We start from the raw sequence: 21,571 nt of genomic DNA on the forward strand, positions 1-21,571 counted from the left end.
CGGCGGGCCCGACATTCCCTTTGCAGCGCAGGCGAAGTTTTCCGATTGCCGACGGACTTCTGGAGATGATCAACGCAGCTGATCGCTCGACGGACAATTACTCAGGGATGCCCCCTCGCCCGTTGTGACTTCCGCATCACAGCTTGACGCATCGTGATCCCGTCAGGGGAGAGCGGCATCATCCATTCGAAAGATCGTCCCGTCCGGGCATCTGCAGGGCAAGGGCGGCCTCAGCCAAGCCGCGTCGTTCTCAATACGCGCCGCGACGCGCAGCAGGACGCATCAGCGGATCGCAGACCGCAGGCGAGCCAAAGAACCGCCCTTCATGATCGAGCCGGGCAACGGATGTCCGACGATGTCCTCGGCCAGCCGGGCTGCTTCGATCATCCTTTCGAGGTCGATGCCGGTTTCCACGCCGAGTTCCTCGCAGAGGAAGACGACATCTTCGGTGCACACATTGCCGGCTGCGCCCTGGTGGCCAGCGAACGGGCATCCGCCGAGGCCGGCCACGGAGGAATCATAACTGTCGACCCCCATTTCCAGTCCGGCATAGACGTTGGCGAGGCCGAGGCCGCGCGTATTGTGGAAGTGCAGGTTGATCCGCAGCGACGGCCAGCGCTCGCGAATGGCGCCGACGGTGCGCTTCACAGTGTCCGGCGTCGCCCAGGCCATGGTGTCGTTCAGCGAGACCCGCGTCAGAGTGCACTGATGCGCCTCCGCGATCTCGATCGCCTTCGCCACGGTCGCGACGAGGTGCTCGGTCGGGATGTCGCCGGCGAAATTGCAGCCGAAGGCCGCCATTATGAGGACGCCGTCTACAGCCAAGCCGTTCTCCAGGAAAACCTCGACCTGGCGGTTTTGGATCGCGATGTTTTTTTCGGTGTTTTGGTTCTGGTTGCGCTCGATGAACCGCTCCGATGCGGAGAGCAGTATGGCATCCTTGAAGGTGAGCCGGTTGCGATATTGCAGCGCCCTCATCAGGCCCCGCTCGTTGAGCCACAGCGGAAGATAGCTGACGCCCTCCCGGACCCGCATGCCGGTCACGACATCGTCAGCGTCGGCCCAGCCGGGCACCTTCTTCGGATTGACGAAGGAGCAGACCTGGATTTGGCGGACGCCGGTCTCCGAAAGCGCATCAATGAGCGCGATCTTCCGGTCGGTAGCGATCGGCCCAGGCTCGATCTGAAGCCCTTCACGCGGTCCCTTCTCGCAGATCTCGACAAACTTCGGCAGGTCGGACATCACAGCGGCTCCATGTGAGTTTCTTGTCGCCCAGCCCGGGCCTCAGCGGCGGCACTTGGAATGATGAGGGCATCGACGGCCACGAGACCGTCTTCGCGGAGAATGAAGGGGTTGACGTCCAGGGCCCCGAGGAGGTCGCCCGCCCAGAGCGCGAAATCCTGGAGCCGCGCTAGCACGGCGAGTATCTCATCCGCACTGCGCGCGTGGGGCCAGCGCGGGCTGCGCAGGATGCGGCCGAGCGCGGAGTTGGCGAACTGCCGCTCCAGCGCAGCGGCAGGCGCCGGGATGGACCACATCTCGACCGCGCGGATCGCCTCGGCGTGAATGCCGCCGAGCCCCGCAAGGAGGATCGGCCCCACGTCCGCTTGACGCGTCACCCCGGCGATCATTTCGAGATGGCCGGCGACGAGAGGCTGGATCGCCATCGGACCCCCGCCGAAGGCCCTGTGCGCCTCCCGGATCGCGTCCGCCCCTCTGATGCCGACGCGCACCAGGCCGGCCTCCGTCTTGTGCCCGACACCCTCGACGACGGCCTTGGCGACGACCCTGCCGCCGAGACGCTCGGCCGCGGCGATCGCCTCGTCGAGATCGGCGCACACCTCCGTCTGAACCGTCGGGACGCCGAAGCGCGCGAGCAGCGCGAGGCTCTCCGGCTCCGTGAGCGGGCGGCCGAGGCGCAGGAGCGGTTCGCCCGCGGCCGGCTCGCGGCCCGGTATGCCGTCTTGGCACGGGGCCGGCGGCGGATGCAGCACGGCGGCAAGACCCTGCAGCGCGGCCTCGGTGTCCGGGAAGACCTTGAAGCCCTGCTCCAGATAGCCCGCCGCCTTTTCGGGCTGCAATCCGCCCGGCACGACCAGGACCGACGGCTTTTTGGAGAGCGCCCGCGCCGACGCGAGATCCCTGATCAGCGTCGGCACGCCCGAATTCGGATCGATGCCGTTGATCGGCGTCATCATCGCGCCGACCGCCGGATCCGCCGCCACGATCTCCGCGATCGGGCCGGAGCGGGCGCGGTCGAACACGCCGAGATCGACAGGATTCCCGAACTGCGAGAAGCTCAGATATTCCGCAAGGCGTGATTGAGTCACCGGGCCGAACTCGGCCAGCGGCACCTTGTGATGCTCGGCGAGATCGGCGAGAATCGCAGCGCCCGCACCCGAGGTGGACATGATTGCCAGGCCGCCTGGCGCTCGGCCAAAGAAGCTCAGCATGGCCGCCGCGCTCATCAGGCCCTCGAGCGAGCGAACCATAGGGATTCCGCTCGCCTCGAAAAGCGCCCGGTAAGCATCCGCCTGCCCGGCAAGACGGCTCGAATGGGCGAGTGCCGCGCGCGCACCCGTCTCCGTCAGGCCGGCCTTGAGCGCAACGATGTGCTTGCCGAGCCCGGCGGCGCGTTCCCCGAGCCGGCGCAGCCGTTCTCCGTCGGAGATCGCGTCCACGAGCAGCGCGGCGACCCGCGTCGATTCCTGCTCAAGGACGAACTCGAGATAGTCCAGAAGGTCGAGGTCGGCTTCGTTGCCGGCCGAGACGAAGCAGGACAGGCCCCCCCCGACGCTCTCCAGATAGCCCATCATCAGGGAGAAGAGGGCGCCGCTGTGCGAGAGGATGGCTATATCGCCGGGCCGCAGGGCAACCGAATGAGCGGCATTGAAGCCGAGCGCCAGGCGGTTCGCCGTATTGTAGATGCCGTTGCAGTTCGGACCGACGACGCGGATGCCGGTTTCCGCAACCGTGCGCTTCAGGTCCGCATTGCGCGCCCGGCTTCCAGGGCTTGCGCTCTCCGCGAACCCGGCCGCGCTCACGATGGCGGTCTTCACGCCGATCTCCGCGCAGTCGCGCAGCGCCCGCGAGGTCGCGTCGGCTGGGAGCGCGAGGAATGCGACGTCCACCGGACCGGGCGCTTCGCGGATGTCGCCGAGGCAGACCGCGCCGTCAGCCTCCTGGAGATCGCGGCCGACGGCGTAGACCTTGCCTCGGAAGCCGCCGCGCATCACGTTGCGCAGGACCTGCCGCCCGCGCTTGATCGGGTCGCGGGAAACGCCGACCACGGCTACCGCGCGCGGCTCGAACAGCGCCGAGAGCGCCTCCTGGAATGCCGGGACGTGTGCAGCGGGAAATGGCGCCTGCAACGCCTTCACCGCCCCTTCCATTTCGGCTCCCTCTTCTCCACGAAGGCGCGCGTCCCCTCGATCCTGTCCTCGCTGAGATAGGGATTAATGCCTTCGTCGAGGCGCATCGCGGCCGCGAATGGCATCCCGGACGACTTTACCGCGGTCTCCTTCATGCGCCGGACGGTGAGCGGTGCGTTCTTCGCAATTGCCCCGGCGAGCTCGAGGGCAGCCTCCAGCGCGCCGCCCCGCGGCGTGACGCTGTTGAGCAGCCCCCATTGCAGCGCCTTCCGGGCGTCGATGTAGTCGCCGCGGAAGAGCATCTCGAGCGCGAGGGCACGCGGGATGATGCGCGGCAGCATGACGGTGGAAAAGTGCGCACCCCGGCCCCGTTTCGCCTCCGGCAATCCCATGACGGCGTGTTCGGCCGCGATGCGCATGTCGCAGGCGAGGCAGAGCTCGAACCCTCCGGCGACCGCCGCGCCGTTGATCGCGGCGATCGTGGGCTTGTAGGTCTCGAGGATGATCTCGAAGATGAACCGGTTCAGCGTGGACATGAAGTATCGGTAGGGCTGGCCGGCATCGTCGGCGACCTTCGCCTCCTTGAGGTCGCGCCCGGCGCAGAACGCCCGGTCGCCGGTGGCGGTGAGGATCACCGCGCGGACATGCGGATCGATGTTCGCTTCGACGAAGCTCTCCGAGAGTGCGTCCATGAGGCCCGGCGTCAGGGAATTCATCCTTTCCGGACGATTGATCGTGAGGACGCGGACGTGCCCGAGCGTCTCGACCAGGAGTTCCGGAGCCGCCCCGCTTTGGTTGTCGCGGCTCGCCGCTTCCCGAGTTGTGGCTTCGTTCATGCCTGCCTCCCTTCTGGGACCGCGGCTCGCGGGCGCCCGGCTTCCGCCCGAGATGCGGGCCGGGTGCGTGCCGGCCTCTGCCCCGCGCTCGATTGACCCGCAAATCGCAGACTTTCGTCGGGGCTGTCGAATGAAGGTTGCTGAGCGGCCGGATGAGCGTTCCTCATCCTTCGCCAGTTCGAATGCAGCACCCGTTCGTTCGTCCGGACAGGGCGTCACGAAATGAGCATTGATGCTCCAAACCATGAGAATGTTTCATTTGCCGTCCGCCGACCGGGCCCGGAAACTTCGGCATGGCGTCACGAGACGTCGTTCAGAAGAGCGGTCGGCGAGAATGACGACCGGCCGGAAGCGGGACGCTTCACGCCCTTGGACAACAGCCGAATCCGATCGGGAGATGGCGGCTTCATGAACCCATACAGCCGAGAACGGGAATGAGCGGGGCGGGCTGCGATCCGCGCGGCGCGGCGCTGCGGCCGAGCTCTGCCGGCCAGGAGGCTCGCCGATGACGAAGCTGACCCGGGCGAAGCTCGAGCATCTCGCGTTCCTGGCCGCAATCACCGCCTGCGCCGCGCTCTACATGCTCGACGCCTGGCGCGTGTCGCATCGGGTGGAGAACCTGATCGTGATCGTGCCGTTCGGCGCCGCTGCGATCGTGCTCTGCCTTCTGATCGCGGCGAGGCTGCTGCGAACCGCGGAAGACGACGACACGCCGGCGGCGGCTGAAGCTGCGGAGGCGCCGGGACGCGCGCTCTGGCCGCGGATCATGCCCCTCGTGGTCATGGCCCTGATCGGCGCCTACGCGTTCCTGCTCGAGATCGTCGGGTTCGACATCGTCACTTTCGCCTTCGTAGCGCTCTCTCTGCTTGTGCAGGGCGACCGGAACCTGCCTCGGGTCCTCGTCTTCTCCGCCGTCTTCACCTTCGTGGTCATCTGGGGCTCGAAGGCGATCCTCTCGGTGCCCATTCCAACGCTGCTCGGATGACACCGTGCTCGACCTGAACGCCCTCGGCGGCGCATTCGATCTTCTGACGAGTTCGTTCTCGCCGTGGCTGGTCGTGCTTCCCGGCCTGATCATCGGCCTCGCAGCCGGCGCGATCCCGGGCGTGTCCGGCTCGATGGCCATGGCGGTGCTGCTGCCGCTCACCGCCTACATGGACTTCCTCTCGGCGATGCTGTTCCTCACGTCGATCTTCACCGGCGCAGGGTTCGGCTGCGCGATCCCCGCCATCCTCATCAACATTCCCGGGACGCCGGCCGCAGTCGCCACCGCCTTCGACGGCTACCCGATGGCTCAGAAGGGGCTGCACAACGAGGCCCTCGGCCTCGGTCTCGGTGCATCCGTTGCCGGACAGCTCGTCGGATATGTCGTCCTCCTCCTGGCCGTCGGTCCGGCCTCCTACGCGGTGCTCAAGATGGGACCGCTCGAAATGTCCGCGGTCGCGATCTGGGGCCTGACGCTCATCGGCATGCTGCGTGGCCGCCATGTCGGGCGCGGACTGCTTGCCGGCATAGTCGGCGTCCTCATCGGCACGGTGGGCACGAACGCCGCGGGCTACAGCCGTGGCACCATGGGCTACACGGTGCTCCTCGACGGCTTTCCCGTGATCCCCGCGATGATGGGGCTCTTCGTCTCCAGCCAGCTCTTCGCGCTGATCGGGCGGGAAAGCTACATCGTGAAGGACGAGGCTGCCCGCGTGATCTCGGTCGCGCGGATCTGGAGCGGGTTCCGGGAAAGTTTCCGGCACCCCGGCATCCTCATCAAGGGCAGCCTGATCGGCTGTGGCGTCGGTATCGTGCCGGGCGTCGGATCCTCCATCTCCAACCTTCTCTCTTATGCGCAGACGCGCCGGTCGGATCCGAATCCGGAAAGCTTCGGCAAGGGTAACCCGAAAGGCGTCATGGCCTCGGAATCGGCGAATTCGAGCTCCGAAGGCGGCTCGATGGCGACGCTGCTGGCCCTCGGCATCCCGGGCGGCGCCGGCACGGCCGTGATGCTTTCCGCCTTCGCCATGCACAACATCAATGGCGGCCCGCGTTTCATCACCGATCACCGGGACATCGTCTACGGCATCATCATCGGAAACTTTTGGCAGGCGGTGCTGCTCGCCGTGGTCGGTATAGGATTCGTCTATTTCGCCGCGGCGATCGTGAAGCTACCGGTTCGCTACCTCGTGCCAACAGTAATGGTTCTCGGTGCGATGGGGTCCTACGCCCTCACCGGCAGCAGTGTCGGCCCGGTCACGCTCTTCATCTTCTCTATTCTAGGCTGGCTGCTCACTCGGTTCGACTATTCCGTGCCCGCAATGGTGGTGGGACTGGTGCTCGGCTTCATGCTGGAATCCGAACTCCTGCGCACCTACCAGATCAGCGGCGGCGACCCGTCCTACCTGCTCAAGCGTCCGGCCGGCACCGCGATGCTGGCGCTGCTCGTCCTGACCGCGACGGCGCCGTTGCTCAAGAGCGGCTTCCGCCGCTACCGCGCCGCGACTCAGGAGAGCCCGGGATAGGCGCGACGCAACGCCTGGAGCATCAAGGGAGGAACCAATGAAGAAACGATTCACCAGACGCACCTTCATCAAGGCGGCCGGCGCATCCGCAGCCGTCCTTTCGGCGCCCGCGATCCTGGGATCGGCCGGCCGCGCCCAAGGCGGTTGGCCGGACAAGCCGCTCACCTTCATTGTCCCGTTCGGCAACGGCGGCTCGACAGACCGCTACATGCGTGCCGTGCAGCCCTACATAGAGAAGGAATTCGGCCAGCCGGCGACGATCGTCAACAAGCCCGGCGCATCGGCCATGATCGGGCACAACTATTTCCTCCAGCAGCGCGACGACGGCTACACGCTGCTGTGCACGTCGGCCTCGATCTACCTGCCGATGAACATCGTTGTAATGGGCGCCCAGTTCAAACTCGACGACTTCGCGTTCATCAACCTGCCGCAGCAGAATTCGAGCGCCCTGTCGGCATCGCCGGAATCGCCCTATCACTCGCTGGAGGAAATCGTGAAGGCGATCAGGGCGAAGCCGGGCACCATCAGCATCGCGTCGACCGTGGGTTCCGCGCACGACCTCAACCTGACGCTCCTGCTCGACAGCCTCGGCCTGACCCGCGAGGACGTCCGCATCGTGAACTATCCGGGCGGTGGCGACATCCAGGTCGCGCTCGGCGGGGGCGTCGTCGATGCCGGTGCCCATGCGGCCGAGAGCGCACTCGGGAGCGAACAGTTCTTCCGGCCGCTCGTGGTCTTCAGCAGAAAGCCGGTGAAGCCATTCGAAAATGCACCCCTCGTCGACGCGGCCGTCACCGCTCTCGGTGGCAAGCCGCAATGGATCCAGGGCTCGATAGCGGGTTTCGCTGCCCACAAGGGGGTTCCCGAGAAGCACCCGGAACGCTGGCAGCGCCTCGTCGACGGCTTCAAGGCCATCGGAACCAATGCCGACGCCGAAGCCAAGCTGCAGGCGCAGTCCCTGACCGCCGCATGGATCGGCCCCGAAGAATCCACGAAGTTGATGAACGACAGCTTCGCCATCATTGAGAAGTACAAACAGTACCTGATGGCAAGCTGATCGGAGAGGCGAAGAACGGCTCCGCCGGCGCGGTGCAGACCGCGCCGGCGGAGCGGAACGGTTCCGCTGTCCTCAGATGGAGGGCATAGCCGGCGCGGACGGACTCGGAGAAGGAGCGGCCGCCGACGCCCTTGCGCGCGCGTGCGCCGCCGCCGAACTCCCGGCGATCCGGCCGAACACCGACCCCGACAGCAGGCCGCTGCCGGCAGGGTAATTGTGGTAGAAGAGCCCGCCGACCATTTCGCCCGCCGCGTAGAGGCCCGGTATCGGCCGGCCGGCGACGTCCTCAACCTCCGCGCCGCGGGAGATCTTCACACCTCCGAAGGTGAAGGTGACGCCGCAGGTCACGGCATAGGCTTCGAAGGGTGGCGTGTCGATCGGACGGGCCCAGTTCGACTTCGGAATCGCGAGCCCGATCGTCCGACGGCCGTCCTTCACGGTCGGGTCGAACGGCCGGTCGGAAATGGCCGCCCGGTTGAACGCCGCGATTTCCCGCAGGCAGGCTTCCGCATCGACGCCGTCGAGCTTGCCGACCAGCTCTTCCAGCGAGCCGGCGGTGACCTTCGTCACCTGTCGGATGCGATATTCCCCGCGCAGGAGCGCTATCGATTTCGCATCGAAGATCTGCCACGCGAACATGTCGGGCTGCTTCAGGATCACGCTGCCGTACTTGGCATAGGTGTAGATGCGGATGTCGGCGCCCTCGTCGACGAACCGCTCGCCGCGCGCGTTCACCATGACGCCGAGCGGATAACTGTGCTTCTGGAACTGGTCGCCGATGGCGAGATCGCCGAAGGGCGGCGCGTTCAGTTCCCATCCGACCGAGTGGCAGCCGGAATAATGCCCGTACGACATCGCGCCGGCATCGAGCGCCATGCGGATGCCGCCGCCGGTGTTGAAGCGGGTGCCGCGCACCTTCGCGACATCCCAGCCCGGGCCGAGATAGCGTGCACGCATCTCCGCACTCGCCTCGAAGCCGCCGCATGCGAGAACCACGGCATCGGCCGCGAGCTCGACCGTCCTGCCCCTGAGGACAGCGCGCACGCCGCGGACGCGCCGATCGGGATCGAGGAGCAGATCGGTCGCCGACGTGTCAAAGACGATCGGGATTCCGGCCTCCGCGCAAGCCTTGTACTCCGCCTCGACGAGCCCCGGCCCGCCGCCGGAAACGACGCAGGCGAGTCCGCCCCAGAACTTCAGCCTGCCGCCGACCTTGAAGGTGTGGCCAAAGCTCGGCTCGAAGCGGACGCCCTTGCCGCGCAGCCACGCCATCGTCTCGAAGCTTTTCGTGACCAGAATTTCGCAGAGCTCCGGGTCGGTCCGGTAATTGGTGGTCCGGCCCATGTCGTCGAAGAACCGGGACTCCGGATAGGATCCGAAATCGAGCGTCTCCCTCTCGGCCTCGCTGAGGTCGGGCATCAGCTCCGCGAGATCGTCGATGCCGTTGAAGGCGAAGCGGTAGCCGCCGCCGGTGAAGCGGCTGTTGCCGCCCGAGAGCTCTTCCGGAGCCGCCTCGAGCATGAGGACCCGCGCGCCGGCTTCGCGGGCGGACAGAGCGGCACAGCACGCGGCGTTGCCACCGCCGACCACAATAACGTCGGCGCTGCCGAGATCCCCCGCCTCCAACATGGCAAGCCCCCTCAGACTGCGATCACGCCCGTGTCGCCCTCGCGTGCAAGATTTGTTCCGTAAGGCCGAGAGAGACGGTCGATGCGTTCGAGCACGGCACGCGCCGTTTCCCCCCGGGCGAGGACCGGGCGGCCACGCTGCGGCCGGGGGAGACCGTAGCCCGCATCCGTGGGATGGATTTCGATCCGACGCAGCACGCGCCCCTCGAAACGGCAGACGGCGATCATCCCCTGCCAGAATGCCGGCTCCGCCGGATGGCCCTTGCGGTCCTTGTCCGTGCGCGCGTCGAGGAAATCAGCGGGCGTGGCGTCGGACGGCAACCCGAAGCGCTCGTAGGAATCGGCCGGGAAGCTCGTCATCGTCTCGTTCTGGAAGATGAAGTTGCCGAGCCCGTAGAAAACCGGCCGCCCCTTGTATATCTCGATCCCGAGCGCCGTGTGGGACCCGTGGCCGGCGACGATGTCGGCCCCGGCGTCGATTGCGCCGTGGGCGAATTCCACCACGCATTCCGCCGGCTCGGTCATTTCCGCCTGCCTCGACGCGGTCGCGGCGCTCGCATGCGCGAAGTCGTGGGAATGGATCGAGGCGATGACCCAGTCCGCCTGGCGACGCGCCTCGCCGAGCGACTTCATGTTGGCTGCGAGATCGGCGGGATCGGCTGGCCGAGCGAAGCGTGCGGCGGGGCCGGCCGAGAAGTTGTGGTCGAGGAAGTGGACCTCGTCCGCACCGCCCTGCGGGGCTTCCGCATCGCTGTAGAAATGCTTCCGCTTGCGCTCCGCCTCCTTCGCGAAGCCGAGGTCCCGGGACAGTCTCCGAAGCACCTCGAGAGCGTCCGGCGGGACCGTGAAGACCGTGCCGAAGGCGAGCGGGTTGATGCCGGGCCGGCCGGTCGCGTCGGAGCGGGCAGCGCCGGCCCGGCTCCAGGGGTAGAACGTCGTCGTGGCGGCGACCAGGCCGACGCGCCCACCACGGGTGTCGCAATAGCCGGGCGCGCGCGCGGCGGCGAGATTGCGCCCGATCCCCGCGAAGGCAAGGCCCGCTTCCTCCAGGTGCGTGATCGTGGCGAGGGCACCGCTCTCATTGTAGTCGTAGGCGTGGTTGTTCGCGGCGGAGACAAGCCCGATCCCCAGCCATTCGAGCTCTGCGAGGAGACTCGGGTGCATCGAGGTGTAGGTGGCATAGGACAGCGTCGGCACGCCCTCGTCGGGCCGGCGCACCACGGTCTCCAGATTGCCGAAGGCGAGGTCCGCGCCGCGGAGAATCTCGCGGAGTTGCAGGAATCTGCTCTCCTCGTGCATGCGGATGCGCCGGTTCAGCATCACATCGCCGACGAGCGCGACGCTGATGTCGCCGCGCTCGACCGCAAACCGCACGTCTTCGCTCATGTCCGCCATGACCGTCATCGGCCGCCGACGCGAAGGCGTCAGGCGACCCGCGCCTCGTTCGAGCGGGATGCAACGGCGTGGCGGGTCGTCCGCCGCGCAAAGACGGCGTTCCGCGTCTGACCGGAGCAGGACGGATAGTTGTGGAAGAAGATGCCGGTGATATCGCCGACGGCATAGAGCCCCGGGATGGGATGTCCGGTAATGGCGACGACCTGGCCGTCCGCCGTGATTTCCAGGCCGCCGAAGGTGAACGCGATCCCGCCCGTCACCGGGTAGGCTCGGAACGGCGGCTTCTCGATCCGGCTCGCCCAGTTTGTCTTGGGCGGGTCGATGCCGACGGTATGACGACCGTCGCGCTTCGTCGGGTCGAAGGGCCGGTCGTCCGAAACCGCCTGGTTGAACTCCGCGACGGTCGCTTCGAGCACGTCCGCATTGACGCCGATCTTCCTGGCGAGCTCCCGCAGGGTGTCGGCCTCGAACTTGAGCTCGAGATGCTCGGAATCGTGGCGGTAGATGTGCGGGATCGTGGTTCCGTCGAAGATCTGGTACGCAACGCCGCCCGCCTGCTCGAGGATGAAGCGACCGCTCTTCGCATAGGTGTAGGAGAAGTGTGCCTCGCCTTCGTCGTAGAAGCGCTGGCCGAACTTGTTCACGGTTATGCCGAGCGGATACGAGTAGCGCTTCGTCCAGCTGCCCATGCCGTCTTTGCCCACCGGCACCTCGAAGCGTGGCGAGGCGCCGTCGAGGGGCGCGAGGTGTGCGCCCTTCCAATGGCCGGCCGAGCGCGCCCCGAGGTCGAGCGCCATCCGGAGCACCTCCCCGGTGTCATGCCGGGTACCCCGGACCTTCATCATGTCCGGATTGCCGGCGAGATAACGTGCGCGCATCTCCTGGTTGGCCTGGAACCCGCCGGCGCACAGGATGACCGCGTCGGCATAGAGGTCGTAGATCTGGTCGGCCGTTGAGACGGAGACGCCTTCGACACGATGGCGGTCGCCGAGGAGGGCGCTCACCGGCGAATCGTAGCGGATCTCCACGCCCATTCCGGTCGCGATCTCGCGCCAGATCTTGAGCTGCCCGAGCCCGCCCCCGACCGGATGGATCACCACGCCCGGCTCGAAGTGAATCTTGTTGTCGACGACGACGTTCATGTGGAGCTTCCAGCGGATGCCGAGCTCCCGGGTCCAGTGGATCGCCTCGTTCGAATCGCCCGCGATCGCCATTGCAAGATTCTGGTCGATCAGGCCCTCCGTCACGCGGTTCAGATCCGCCATGAAGTCGTCAACGGTGTAGGGCGGTACGACGATCCGGGCATAGGTTTCGTCGTCCATGTCCCCGACAAGGTCGCGGATCTCGTCCGGCCCGGAATAGACGAAGCGGAACCCCGTCGAGGAAAAGCGCGCATTGCCGCCGGATTCCGATTCCGGAGCCTTCTCGACCATGACCACGCGTTCGGCGCCCGCCTGACGAGCGGCGACGGCGGTTTCCAGGGCGGCGCTACCGCCACCGACGACGACGACGTCGCAATGTTCCTTGATCCGCACGCTTTTCGCTCCTCTTGACCCGGGGTCGCGGTCTCGCCCCTCCGCCGGTGCCGCGCGGCATGCGGCAGGGAGGGCTCGTTCGATCGTTTCGGTATCCGCGCCGGAACCGGGGCTTGGCAAACGAGATGTTGTAATGATCGCCATGAGCATAGGTCATGGGCTGGATTGTATTCGCGCCAGCAGGATGAGCGTTGCTCATGCGTTTCACGACGAGTTCTCGCTGGGAGCCGGAGGGGCCGTCGCGAACGTACCCGAGTTGGAGGCGGCGATTGTCCGCGGGCTTGAGCATGCGCGGCACGGTCGACCCTACCTGATCGATGCGACGGTGAAGCCCGGCTACCTCAATCCGCCGCCGTCGCGCGGCAAGGGGTGAGGTGGGTCGACGCCGGATGAGCAAGGCTCATGAGGGTCATGACGACATGTCGCTTGCCCGATCCGGCCCCGGCCCGATGATCGGAATGTCAATCGTCCCGGAACGCTGCACCAGACGGCGCGGGACGCCGTTTCCGCGGGCTCTCGAGCCGAGGAAGCGGGGCGGCGGATACAAGAAGTCAGGGAGGAGCGACATGAGAGTGGGACGGCTTTCTTCGTGGGGAATTGTGCTCGGCCTGGCCGCCGGGCTCGCGCTGGCCGCGCCGGCCGCGGCGCAGACGGATTTTCCGAACCGATCGGTACGGGTCATCGTGCCGACCGGCCCCGGCGGCGCCACGGACACCACGGCTCGCAGCGTCACCGACACACTCGGCCAGGCTCTCGGACAGACCTTCGTGGTGGAGAACCAGCCCGGGGCGCAAGGCCTCGTCGCGATGACGTCCTTCAAGGATGCGGCGCCTGACGGCTACACGCTCCTATTGATGGCGAGCAGCCAGTCCGTGCTTCCGGCCTTCTACGAACTGCCTTACGATCCGGTCGGGGACATCACGCCGATCGCGCGGCTGTCGATCGCACCCGTCCTTCTGATGGTCAACAAGGACTTCCCTGCCAATACGGTCGAGGAGTTTGTCGCCTACGCAAAGGCGCATCCGAACGATATCAGCTATGGCTACCAGGGCGGACCGCCGCAGCTCGCCGCGGCCACCTTCGCCAGTGTCGCCGGGTTCGAAGCGCTCGGCGTGCCCTTCAATGCATCGGCGCAGGCCATGACAGAGCTCATCGCCGGACGCGTGACGTACCTGATGATGACGGCCGAGCAGGCCAAGGCGCAGGTCGAGGGCGGGACCCTGAAGGCGCTCGGCACGGCAGGCTCGAAACGCGCGGCGACGTTCCCGGACGTGCCTACGCTCGAGGAGCTCGGCTACCCGACCTACGGCACTGGATGGTTCGGCTTGGTCGGCCCGAAGGACCTGCCTCAGGAGATCGTCGACAAGCTGTGGACGACGCTGCAGGAGAGCTACATCGGCAAAGCGCCGCAGCAGGCGCTTGCGGCCAAGGGCCTGGAGCCGGCCACCGACGGCCCCGACGCGTTCAAGGCTATCATCAGCGACGAGATCGAACGGTGGCAGGCGATCGCCGGCAAGCTCGGGATCGAGAAGAAGAAGCCGTAACAGGAGGCCGGGCGGGCAACAGAGCCAGCCCGCCCCGCCCGTCGAGAGGGGCGTGGACGTGAAGATCCGCAGCATCAAGAACCTGGCCTCCGGCATCATCTTCCTTGCAATCGCGGCGGTGTTCTGGACGGGCTCTTTCGCTATGCCGATCGGGACCGCCGCCCGGATGGGCCCCGGCTATTTTCCCCAGGTCCTCTCCGTGCTGCTGGCTCTCCTCGGCGCCGGCATCGTCGCGAGCTCGCTCTATGTCGAGGACAGCATGCCGGCGGCATTCCACTGGCGCGGACTGGCGTTCATCATCGGCGCCGCCGTGCTGTTCGGCGTGCTCCTGAAGCCGCTCGGCATCGTGCCCGCACTCGGCGCGACCATCCTCATCACCACGATGGCGAGCCCGAACTTCCGCCCGGCGACCGCTCTGGTCCTCGCAGTCGGGCTGGTGGGGTTCGTGTGGATCGTCTTCGTGGAGGCACTGCACCTGCCCTGGGTCGCTTTCGGTCCATGGCTCGGCGGATATTGAGGGGGCAGGACAGTTGGACATCTTCTCCAATCTGGCGCTCGGCTTCGGGACCGCCCTATCCTTCCAGAACCTCCTCTATTGCTTCGTCGGAGTGGCGATCGGAACCTTCATCGGCGTTCTGCCCGGGCTGGGGCCGACGGCCACGGTGGCCATCCTCCTGCCGCTGACCTTCGGCCTGGAGCCGGTTTCCGCCCTGATCATGCTGTCGGGCATCTATTACGGCGCGCAATACGGTGGGTCGACGACGGCCATCCTGATCAACCTGCCCGGCGAGGCCTCGTCGGTGGTCACGGCGATCGACGGCTACCAACTCGCCCGCCAGGGCCGGGCGGGAGCAGCCCTCGCCACTGCGGCGCTCGGCTCCTTCTTCGCCGGCTGCGTGGCGACCCTGCTGCTCGCACTCTTTTCGCCGCCGCTTGCAGCGGTGGCGCTCAAGTTCGGATCGCCGGAATATTTCGCTTTGGTCGTGCTCGGGCTGGTCGCCTCGGTCGCGCTCGCATCCGGCTCCGTCATGAAGGCGCTCGCGATGGTCGTCCTCGGCTTGCTCCTCGGGCTCGTCGGCCAGGACCTCTATACCGGCACGATGCGCTACACCTACGGCCAGAGCCAGCTGATCGAAGGGCTTGATTTCGTCGCGATCGCAATGGGCGTGTTCGGGCTCGGCGAGGTCATCCGCAACCTGGAGCAGCCCGGCCAGCGTAGCATCATTGTCAATAAGATCGAGGGGCTGATGCTCACCCTCCGCGATCTCAAGCAGATCGCGAAGCCGGTTCTGCGCGGCACCATGCTCGGATCCGCGCTCGGCGTCCTGCCCGGGGGCGGAGCGATGCTCGCATCCTTCGCGTCCTACATGCTGGAGAAGCGCATCGCGCGTAACCCCGAGCGGTTCGGCAAGGGGGCGATCGAAGGCGTGGCCGGCCCGGAAAGCGCCAACAATGCCGGCGCGCAGACCTCGTTCGTGCCGATGCTCACTCTCGGCATTCCGACCAATGCCGTCATGGCCCTGATGGTCGGCGCGCTCATCGTGGTGGGCGTTACCCCCGGCCCGAATATAATCAAGGCCCAGCCGGCGCTCTTCTGGGGCGTTATCGCCTCCATGTGGATCGGAAATCTGATGCTCGTGATCCTGAACTTGCCGCTCATCGGCCTTTGGGTCCGGCTGCTGCGCGTGCCCTATCACCTCCTCTATCCGGCCATCGTGACCTTCTGCTGCATCGGCGCGTACAGCCTCGCCAATCACGTCTTCGACGTCTTTGTCATGGCAGGGTTCGGGCTGGTCGGTTACGTGCTCGTGAAACTTGACTGCGAGCCGGCGCCGCTGCTTCTCGGCTTCATCCTCGGGCCGATGCTGGAGGAGCACCTGCGCCGTGCGATGCTGATGGCGCGCGGCGACTGGACCGTGTTCTTCACCAACCCGATTTCCGGCGCCCTGCTCTGCGTCGCCTTCGTCGCGCTCGTGCTCGTCCTGCTGCCGTCGATCAGTTCGGCACGGCAGGAAGCGTTCGTCGAGGAATAGGATGCGGAAAGATCGGGATTTCCAGAGGCGGCCAGCTCACCCGGACGGCGGCGCGCCCGTCCGGCTTCCGCCGGCCGCATGCGCAGCCTCCGGGATCTCGGGACAGGCCTCGCACCGGCAGAGATGGCCGGCGAGGTAATCGCGGATATCCGCGTCGCTCCGACAGGCGATCGGCGTGCCGCCGCCGGCCTGCGCCATGCATCCCCGATAGACGCCCGACGGGCCGGAGCTGTTTGCTCGGTCGCGCATAGCGGCGCGATAGGAGCTTGGCCGGCAGACATAGGCAAAGGACCTGTGCTCACAATTCGTATGAGGGAAGCTCATGCGTCGCGCTGCGCAGCAGTGGGTGCACGCACATCGCGGTATCGCCAGCTAGGTCGGCTCTGCCAATGCCCGGCTGTGGGTCGGGTGCTGCCGCGCCTCGGAGACGCCATCCGGCATGCTCGCTCCGCCCTGCTGGATCGACCGGCAGCAATTGACCAGCCAATTCCTGAAGATTTGCACCTTCTGGAGCTTGATCCGCTCCGGCGTGCACAGCAGGAAGTAACCGGCGCTCGAAGCGTGCCGGATTCCGAAGGGCTCGATGAGGGTGCCCGAGGCGAGTTCGCGATCCACGAGGCCCCGACGTCCCATCACCACCCCGAGGCCGTCGACTGCCGCCTCGATCGCGGGGAAGAGCAGGTCGCAGACGATCTCGTCCTTGAACAGGAGGTTCGGCACGCCCGCGAGCCGGAGCCAGACCGGCCAGTCGTCGGCGAGAACCGGCGACGAATTGCGGATCGCCGTGTGGAAGGCGAGATCTTCGGGGGTTTCGAGGGGGTGCTTCTCCAGGAGCTTGGGACTACAGACGGGAAAGGACTCCTCCGATGTCAGCCGCTCGACGTGCTGGCCGGGCAGGTTGCTGAGCGGTCCGTAGCGAATTGCGACGTCATGATCGTAGCGCGCGAGGTTCTCGAACGACAGCACCGCCTTGATGTTTAGCGAGATGTTCGGGTGCAGCGACCGGAACTCTTCCAGCCGCGGGAACAGGACCTTTATCGCGAAGGTCTGCGGGCTGGCGATCGTTAGGTTGTTCTCGCGATCGGAGCGCATGGCGCGCTCGGTCGCGATCGAGACCTCCATCAGTGCGCTACGTATCGGTCCATAATACTCGCCCGCGACCTCGGTGAGCTCAATCGAATTCCGCTTGCGGACGAAGAGCTTCGTGCCGAGCAGGTCCTCCAGGCCCTTGATCTGGTGGCTCACCGCGGTCTGCGTGATATTGAGCTCGAGCGCCGCCCGCGTGAAGCTCAGGTGCCGTGATACCGCCTCAAAGGCGCGAAGGTTCGTCAATGACGGATAGCGGGTGATCATCGCTGCGCGGTTCCCACCATGCTGCGTCTCCTCCTACCAGAAACCCTTCCGAACCCGACCACGTCCGGCCCGGTGCGCGGTCTTCGCCGCATCGCTTCATACAAATATCTCATGCGCGGACCGCGCCGCAAGAACCGTGCGGAAAGGGGCGGGATGTGCCCTCGCCTACCCCGCGGTTCCCGCGGGCGTGACGAACGCGCATGCGCAGTGCGCGTGAGGAGGTGTTCGGACCGATCCTCCGTGGGCGCGCCGGCATCGGCGTACCCGGTCACGCGATCCGCTCATGCCCAGACCCGAACACTTCATTTGCCTCCGTCGGGCGGGGCGCGAAGATCGGGGTCCCGTCGCCTGTCCGCGGCGGGCCGGACCAGGTGGACTAACGGGGACGCGCAAGAGAATGGTACAACCACTCGACGGCATCCGGGTGCTCGAACTCGGGAACTACATCGCCGGCCCGGTCTGCGGGATGCTTCTCGGGGACATGGGCGCCGACGTCATCAAGATCGAGCCGCCCCATATCGGCGATCACACGCGCATGTTCCCGCCGGTCGTCAACGGCGAGAGCGCCTGCTTCGCGAACCTCAACCGCAACAAGCGCAGCATCATCCTCGACCTCAAGCGGCCCGAGGACCGCGAGGTCATGCTGAAGCTGGCGGAGACGGCCGACGTCCTGGTGGAGAACAACCGGCCCGGTGCGCTCGAGAAGCTCGGGCTCGGCGCCAAGGACCTCCTCGCCGTCAAGCCGGACCTCGTCTACGTCTCGACGTCCGGGTTTGGACAGACCGGGCCCTACCGCCGCCGCGCTGGCGTGAACTTTACGGTCGAAGCCTATGCCGGATCGCTTTCGATCTGCGGCGAGCCCGACCAGATGCCGATGCGTACGGGCATCCAGACCGCCGATATCGTGGCGGCGCTGTTCACGACCTATTCCGCGCTGATCGGGATCATCAACGTCCTGCGGAACCGAAAGGGGCACAGCTTCGACGTCTCTCTGTCGGAATCGACCATTGCCGTGGCCGTGTGGGAGACCGCGGAATACCTCACGACGGGCCAGGTGCCCCAGCGGCTCGGGCACCGCCACCGCGTGCACACGCCGGCGCAGCTCTTCGAGACACGGGGAGGCCGCTACATCGCGCTCAGCGCCGCCACCGACGAGCATTTCCGGCGGCTGATGGAGGTGCTCGGCCTGGAGGAAAGCCTCGCCGATTCCCGTTTCGCCACCAAGGTGCAGCGCAAGGCGAACGAGGATGCGCTGCTCGATGCGCTGAACCCCGCGATCCTCGGCTGGGACGTGAACGACCTGGCAGCGGCGCTCGATCGCGTCGGCATCCCCTGTTCCCCCGTCAACGATTTCGGCCAGGTCTTCGAGGATCCGCAGGTCAAGGCGCGCGGCCTGGTGGTGGAGGTCGGACATCCGACCATGGGGACCACGCGAACCGTGCGGAACCCGGTCCTCATGGACAGCGAAGGCCCGGAGATCCGCCGGCCGGCGCCGCTGCACGGCGAGCACACCGCCGAGATCCTCCGCGAACTCGGCTTCGAGGCGGACCATCTCGCGACGGAACCACCGGCCCGCGCGGCCGCCCACTGACCAGCGGCCGAGAGAAGATCGAGAATGCCCCACGATCCCTTCAACGCGCTGCGCAGGTTCCCCATTCCTGGCGGCAGCGGCCGGTACTACGCACTTGCCGCACTGGAAGAGGCGGAGCTCGGCCGCGTTTCGCGGTTGCCTCCCACCCTGAAGGTCATGCTGGAATCGCTGCTGCGCAATTGCGACGGAAAGCGCGTGACCGAACAGCACGTGCGCGCGCTCGCGGCCTGGCAGCCGAACGCCAGGCGCGACGGCGAGATCCCGTTCGTCGTCGGCCGGATCCTGCTTCAGGACATGTCGGGCTTTCCGGCCCTTAACGATTTCGCCATGTTGCGGGCGACCGCCAGCCGCCTGAACAGCGATCCGGGCCGGATCGAGCCGCTCGTGCCCGTCGACGTGGTGGTGGACCATTCCGTGGAGGTCGATGCCTACGGCTCGCCGGACGCGCTCCGCCGCAACATGGAGAACGAGTTCGGACGGAACGTCGAGCGCTTCCAGTTCCTGAAGTGGAGCAAGCAGGCCTTTTCCAATATCCGGGTGATCCCGCCCGGGAACGGCATTTGCCACCAGGTCAATCTCGAGTTCCTGGCCCGCTGCGTCTGGGAGAAGGACGGGCTCTATTATCCCGACACGCTGGTCGGCACCGACTCGCACACGACGATGATCAACGGCATCGGCGTCGTGGGCTGGGGCGTGGGCGGGATCGAGGCGGAGGCCGGCATGCTCGGCCAGCCGATCTACATCCTCACCCCCGATGTCGTGGGAGTCCATCTCAAGGGGACCCTCCAGCCCGGGACGACGGCGACCGACCTCGTGCTGTCACTCACCGAAGCGCTGCGGAAGCTCAATGTGGTCGGCAAGTTCGTGGAATATTTCGGCGAGGGCGCGGCTTCGCTGTCGGTCACGGACCGGGCCGTCGTCTCGAACATGTCGCCCGATTACGGCGCGACCGTCGGCTTCTTCTCGGTGGACGAGAAGACGCTCGACTTCCTCCGGAGCACGGGACGGCCGGAACGGCATGTCGCTGCCGTGGAAGCATATTGCCGCGCGCAAGGCCTGTTCGGTATCCCGCGGCCGGGCGATTGCGAATATTCGCACGTCTTCGAGTTCGACCTGGCCACCGTGCGACCGAGTGTCTCCGGACCGCGGCGGCCGCAGGACCGGATCGACCTCGACCGGCTGGGTGCACGGTTCGAGGAACTCCTCGCCTCGCCGGTCGCGGGCGGCGGCTACGGCAAGGCGGCGGCCGACCGGACGCGGCGGTTCGAGGTGCCGGGCCGCGGTTTCGACATTGGCCACGGCGACATCGCGATCGCCGCGATCACCTCCTGCACGAACACGTCAAATCCAAATCTGATGCTGGCTGCCGGGCTCCTCGCTCGGAAGGCGGTGGAGCGGGGCCTTTCGGTGCATCGACGCATCAAGACCTCGCTCGCGCCCGGTTCGCGGGCGGTGACGGCCTATCTGCACAAGTCCGGCCTGCTCGCCGATCTGGAAGCGCTCGGCTTCCACGTGGTCGCATACGGCTGCACCACATGCGGCGGCGCATCGGGGCCGCTCGACGCTGCCATCGAGGAGACGATCGTCGGGAACGATCTGGTGGTCGCCTCTGTGCTGTCCGGCAACCGAAACTTTGAGGCGCGGATCCATCCGAGCGTGAAGGCGAACTTCCTGATGAGCCCGGCGCTGGTGGTCGCCTTCGCGATCGCGGGGACGGTCGACATCGATATCTGCCGGACACCGCTCGGAACGGACGTCAGTGGCAGGCCGGTGCATCTCGCCGACCTGTGGCCGTCCGAAGCGGAGATCGCCGCCGTGCTCCGCCACGCCGATGATCCCGAAACCTATCGTCGGGAGTACGGCGCGCTCGCCGGCAGCGCCGAGCTCTGGGGCAAGGTGCCGGAGAGCCACGGCGCCGTCTACGAGTGGGAGCCGAATTCGACCTACATTAAGGAGCCGCCCTTCCTCGCCCGCTTCGCAGAGGAGCCCTCCGGCTTCGGCGAGATCCGCGGAGCACGTGCACTCGCGCTGTTCGGCGATTCGCTGACGACCGACCACATCAGTTCGGTCGCTCCGATCCCGCTGCGCTCGCCCGCCGGCGAATGGCTGCAGCGTCACGGGGCCAACCCGCAGACTTTCGGGAACTACGGCGTCCGGCGCTGCAACCATGAAGTCATGGTGCGCGGCACCTTCGCCAATGTGCGGCTCAAGAACCTCATGGCGCCGGGCACCGAGGGTGGCGTGACGGTGCACCAGCCGTCGGGCGAACTGACGACAATCTACGACGCGTCGGCGCGTTATCAGGCCGAAAGCGTGCCACTCGTCGTCTTTGCCGGCCTGGACTACGGCACGGGGTCGGCGCGGGACTGGGCCGCAAAGGGGACGCAGCTCCTGGGCGTCCGGCTTGTGGTGGCGCGCAGCTTCGAGCGCATCCACCGGTCGAACCTGATCGGCATGGGCGTGCTCCCCGCCCAATTCAAGGACGGCGCGAGCTGGCAGGCGCTCGGCATCGACGGCAGCGAGCGCTTCGATCTCCTCGGCATCGGGAACGGCATCGTGCCGATGCAGGACGTGGAGCTCGCTATACGGCGCGCCGACGGGACGGGCGACCGCGTGCCGCTGCTCCTCAGGGTCGATACCGCCATCGAAGCGGAGTATCTCCGCCACGGTGGCATTCTGCCCTACGTCCTGAGGGAGATCCTCGCGGAGGCGGCATGA

The 21,571-nt window shown here is 66.7% G+C and carries 16 protein-coding genes; 9 read left to right on the plus strand and 7 right to left on the minus strand.

The window, feature by feature from the left end:
* Positions 1–282 precede the first annotated feature (282 nt).
* The 3 genes from E4O86_RS02445 to E4O86_RS02455 are packed head-to-tail and all read right to left on the minus strand — an operon-like array spanning position 283 to position 4,207.
* Positions 283–1,242, minus strand: coding sequence for a hydroxymethylglutaryl-CoA lyase (locus E4O86_RS02445; RefSeq protein WP_161138933.1), 960 nt, complete (start codon positions 1,240–1,242; stop codon positions 283–285).
* A complete protein-coding gene (locus E4O86_RS02450) occupies positions 1,242–3,392 on the minus strand; it encodes an acetate--CoA ligase family protein (RefSeq protein ID WP_161138934.1) in 2,151 nt (716 codons plus the stop codon). The genes E4O86_RS02445 and E4O86_RS02450 overlap by 1 nt, the downstream gene beginning before the upstream one ends.
* Entirely contained in the window at positions 3,377–4,207 is an 831-nt protein-coding gene (locus tag E4O86_RS02455; protein ID WP_161138935.1) for an enoyl-CoA hydratase/isomerase family protein, read from the minus strand. Before E4O86_RS02455 ends, E4O86_RS02450 begins: the two co-directional genes overlap by 16 nt.
* A 505-nt stretch (positions 4,208–4,712) precedes the next feature.
* Between E4O86_RS02455 and E4O86_RS02460 the strand changes: the two genes are divergently transcribed.
* The 3 genes from E4O86_RS02460 to E4O86_RS02470 are packed head-to-tail and all read left to right on the plus strand — an operon-like array spanning position 4,713 to position 7,774.
* Complete coding sequence (locus tag E4O86_RS02460; protein WP_161138936.1) at positions 4,713–5,192, plus strand: tripartite tricarboxylate transporter TctB family protein; 480 nt, start codon at positions 4,713–4,715, stop codon at positions 5,190–5,192.
* 4 nt (positions 5,193–5,196) lie between these two features.
* The gene (locus E4O86_RS02465) at positions 5,197–6,717 is read left to right on the plus strand and encodes a tripartite tricarboxylate transporter permease (protein WP_161138937.1); all 1,521 of its coding nucleotides are present in this window, start codon (positions 5,197–5,199) and stop codon (positions 6,715–6,717) included.
* A gap of 37 nt (positions 6,718–6,754) precedes the next feature.
* Complete coding sequence (locus tag E4O86_RS02470) at positions 6,755–7,774, plus strand: Bug family tripartite tricarboxylate transporter substrate binding protein (RefSeq protein WP_161138938.1); 1,020 nt, start codon at positions 6,755–6,757, stop codon at positions 7,772–7,774.
* A 72-nt stretch (positions 7,775–7,846) separates the two neighbouring features.
* On the opposite strand, the gene tcuA (E4O86_RS02475) is transcribed toward E4O86_RS02470, so the two are convergent.
* From tcuA (E4O86_RS02475) to tcuA (E4O86_RS02485), 3 genes are read right to left on the minus strand one after another with little or no spacing between them, the layout of a single operon-like run.
* Positions 7,847–9,403: an FAD-dependent tricarballylate dehydrogenase TcuA gene (tcuA, locus tag E4O86_RS02475; RefSeq protein ID WP_161138939.1), complete on the minus strand. Its 1,557-nt coding sequence runs from the start codon at positions 9,401–9,403 to the stop codon at positions 7,847–7,849.
* A gap of 11 nt (positions 9,404–9,414) precedes the next feature.
* Complete coding sequence (locus E4O86_RS02480; RefSeq protein WP_161138940.1) at positions 9,415–10,788, minus strand: CapA family protein; 1,374 nt, start codon at positions 10,786–10,788, stop codon at positions 9,415–9,417.
* A 38-nt stretch (positions 10,789–10,826) separates the two neighbouring features.
* Complete coding sequence (tcuA, locus tag E4O86_RS02485; RefSeq protein WP_161138941.1) at positions 10,827–12,332, minus strand: FAD-dependent tricarballylate dehydrogenase TcuA; 1,506 nt, start codon at positions 12,330–12,332, stop codon at positions 10,827–10,829.
* 133 nt (positions 12,333–12,465) lie between these two features.
* Between tcuA (E4O86_RS02485) and E4O86_RS02490 the strand changes: the two genes are divergently transcribed.
* From E4O86_RS02490 to E4O86_RS02505, 4 genes are all read left to right on the plus strand, one after another.
* A complete protein-coding gene (locus E4O86_RS02490; protein WP_161138942.1) occupies positions 12,466–12,705 on the plus strand; it encodes a hypothetical protein in 240 nt (79 codons plus the stop codon).
* A 226-nt stretch (positions 12,706–12,931) separates the two neighbouring features.
* Positions 12,932–13,876 (plus strand): tripartite tricarboxylate transporter substrate-binding protein, encoded by a 945-nt coding sequence (locus tag E4O86_RS02495; RefSeq protein ID WP_161138943.1) that lies wholly within the window; start codon positions 12,932–12,934, stop codon positions 13,874–13,876.
* Between the two features lie 52 nt (positions 13,877–13,928).
* Positions 13,929–14,393, plus strand: coding sequence for a tripartite tricarboxylate transporter TctB family protein (locus tag E4O86_RS02500; RefSeq protein WP_161138944.1), 465 nt, complete (start codon positions 13,929–13,931; stop codon positions 14,391–14,393).
* Between the two features lie 13 nt (positions 14,394–14,406).
* Positions 14,407–15,909: a tripartite tricarboxylate transporter permease gene (locus E4O86_RS02505; protein WP_161138945.1), complete on the plus strand. Its 1,503-nt coding sequence runs from the start codon at positions 14,407–14,409 to the stop codon at positions 15,907–15,909.
* Between the two features lie 372 nt (positions 15,910–16,281).
* Here the strand turns inward: E4O86_RS02505 and gcvA are convergent, their stop codons facing one another.
* Complete coding sequence (gcvA, locus tag E4O86_RS02510; RefSeq protein ID WP_161138946.1) at positions 16,282–17,262, minus strand: transcriptional regulator GcvA; 981 nt, start codon at positions 17,260–17,262, stop codon at positions 16,282–16,284.
* 397 nt (positions 17,263–17,659) lie between these two features.
* Here gcvA and E4O86_RS02515 point away from each other — a divergent pair, with 397 nt between their 5' ends.
* Together E4O86_RS02515 and acnA are read left to right on the plus strand one after the other, a co-directional pair.
* Positions 17,660–18,853, plus strand: coding sequence for a CaiB/BaiF CoA transferase family protein (locus E4O86_RS02515; RefSeq protein ID WP_161138947.1), 1,194 nt, complete (start codon positions 17,660–17,662; stop codon positions 18,851–18,853).
* 24 nt (positions 18,854–18,877) lie between these two features.
* Positions 18,878–21,571 carry an aconitate hydratase AcnA gene (gene acnA / locus E4O86_RS02520; protein WP_161138948.1) on the plus strand — a complete coding sequence of 898 codons (2,694 nt, stop codon included), beginning with the start codon at positions 18,878–18,880 and terminating at the stop codon, positions 21,569–21,571.

This window comes from Propylenella binzhouense, from assembly GCF_009866965.1.
Classification (GTDB): Bacteria; Pseudomonadota; Alphaproteobacteria; order Rhizobiales; family Afifellaceae; genus Propylenella; species Propylenella binzhouense.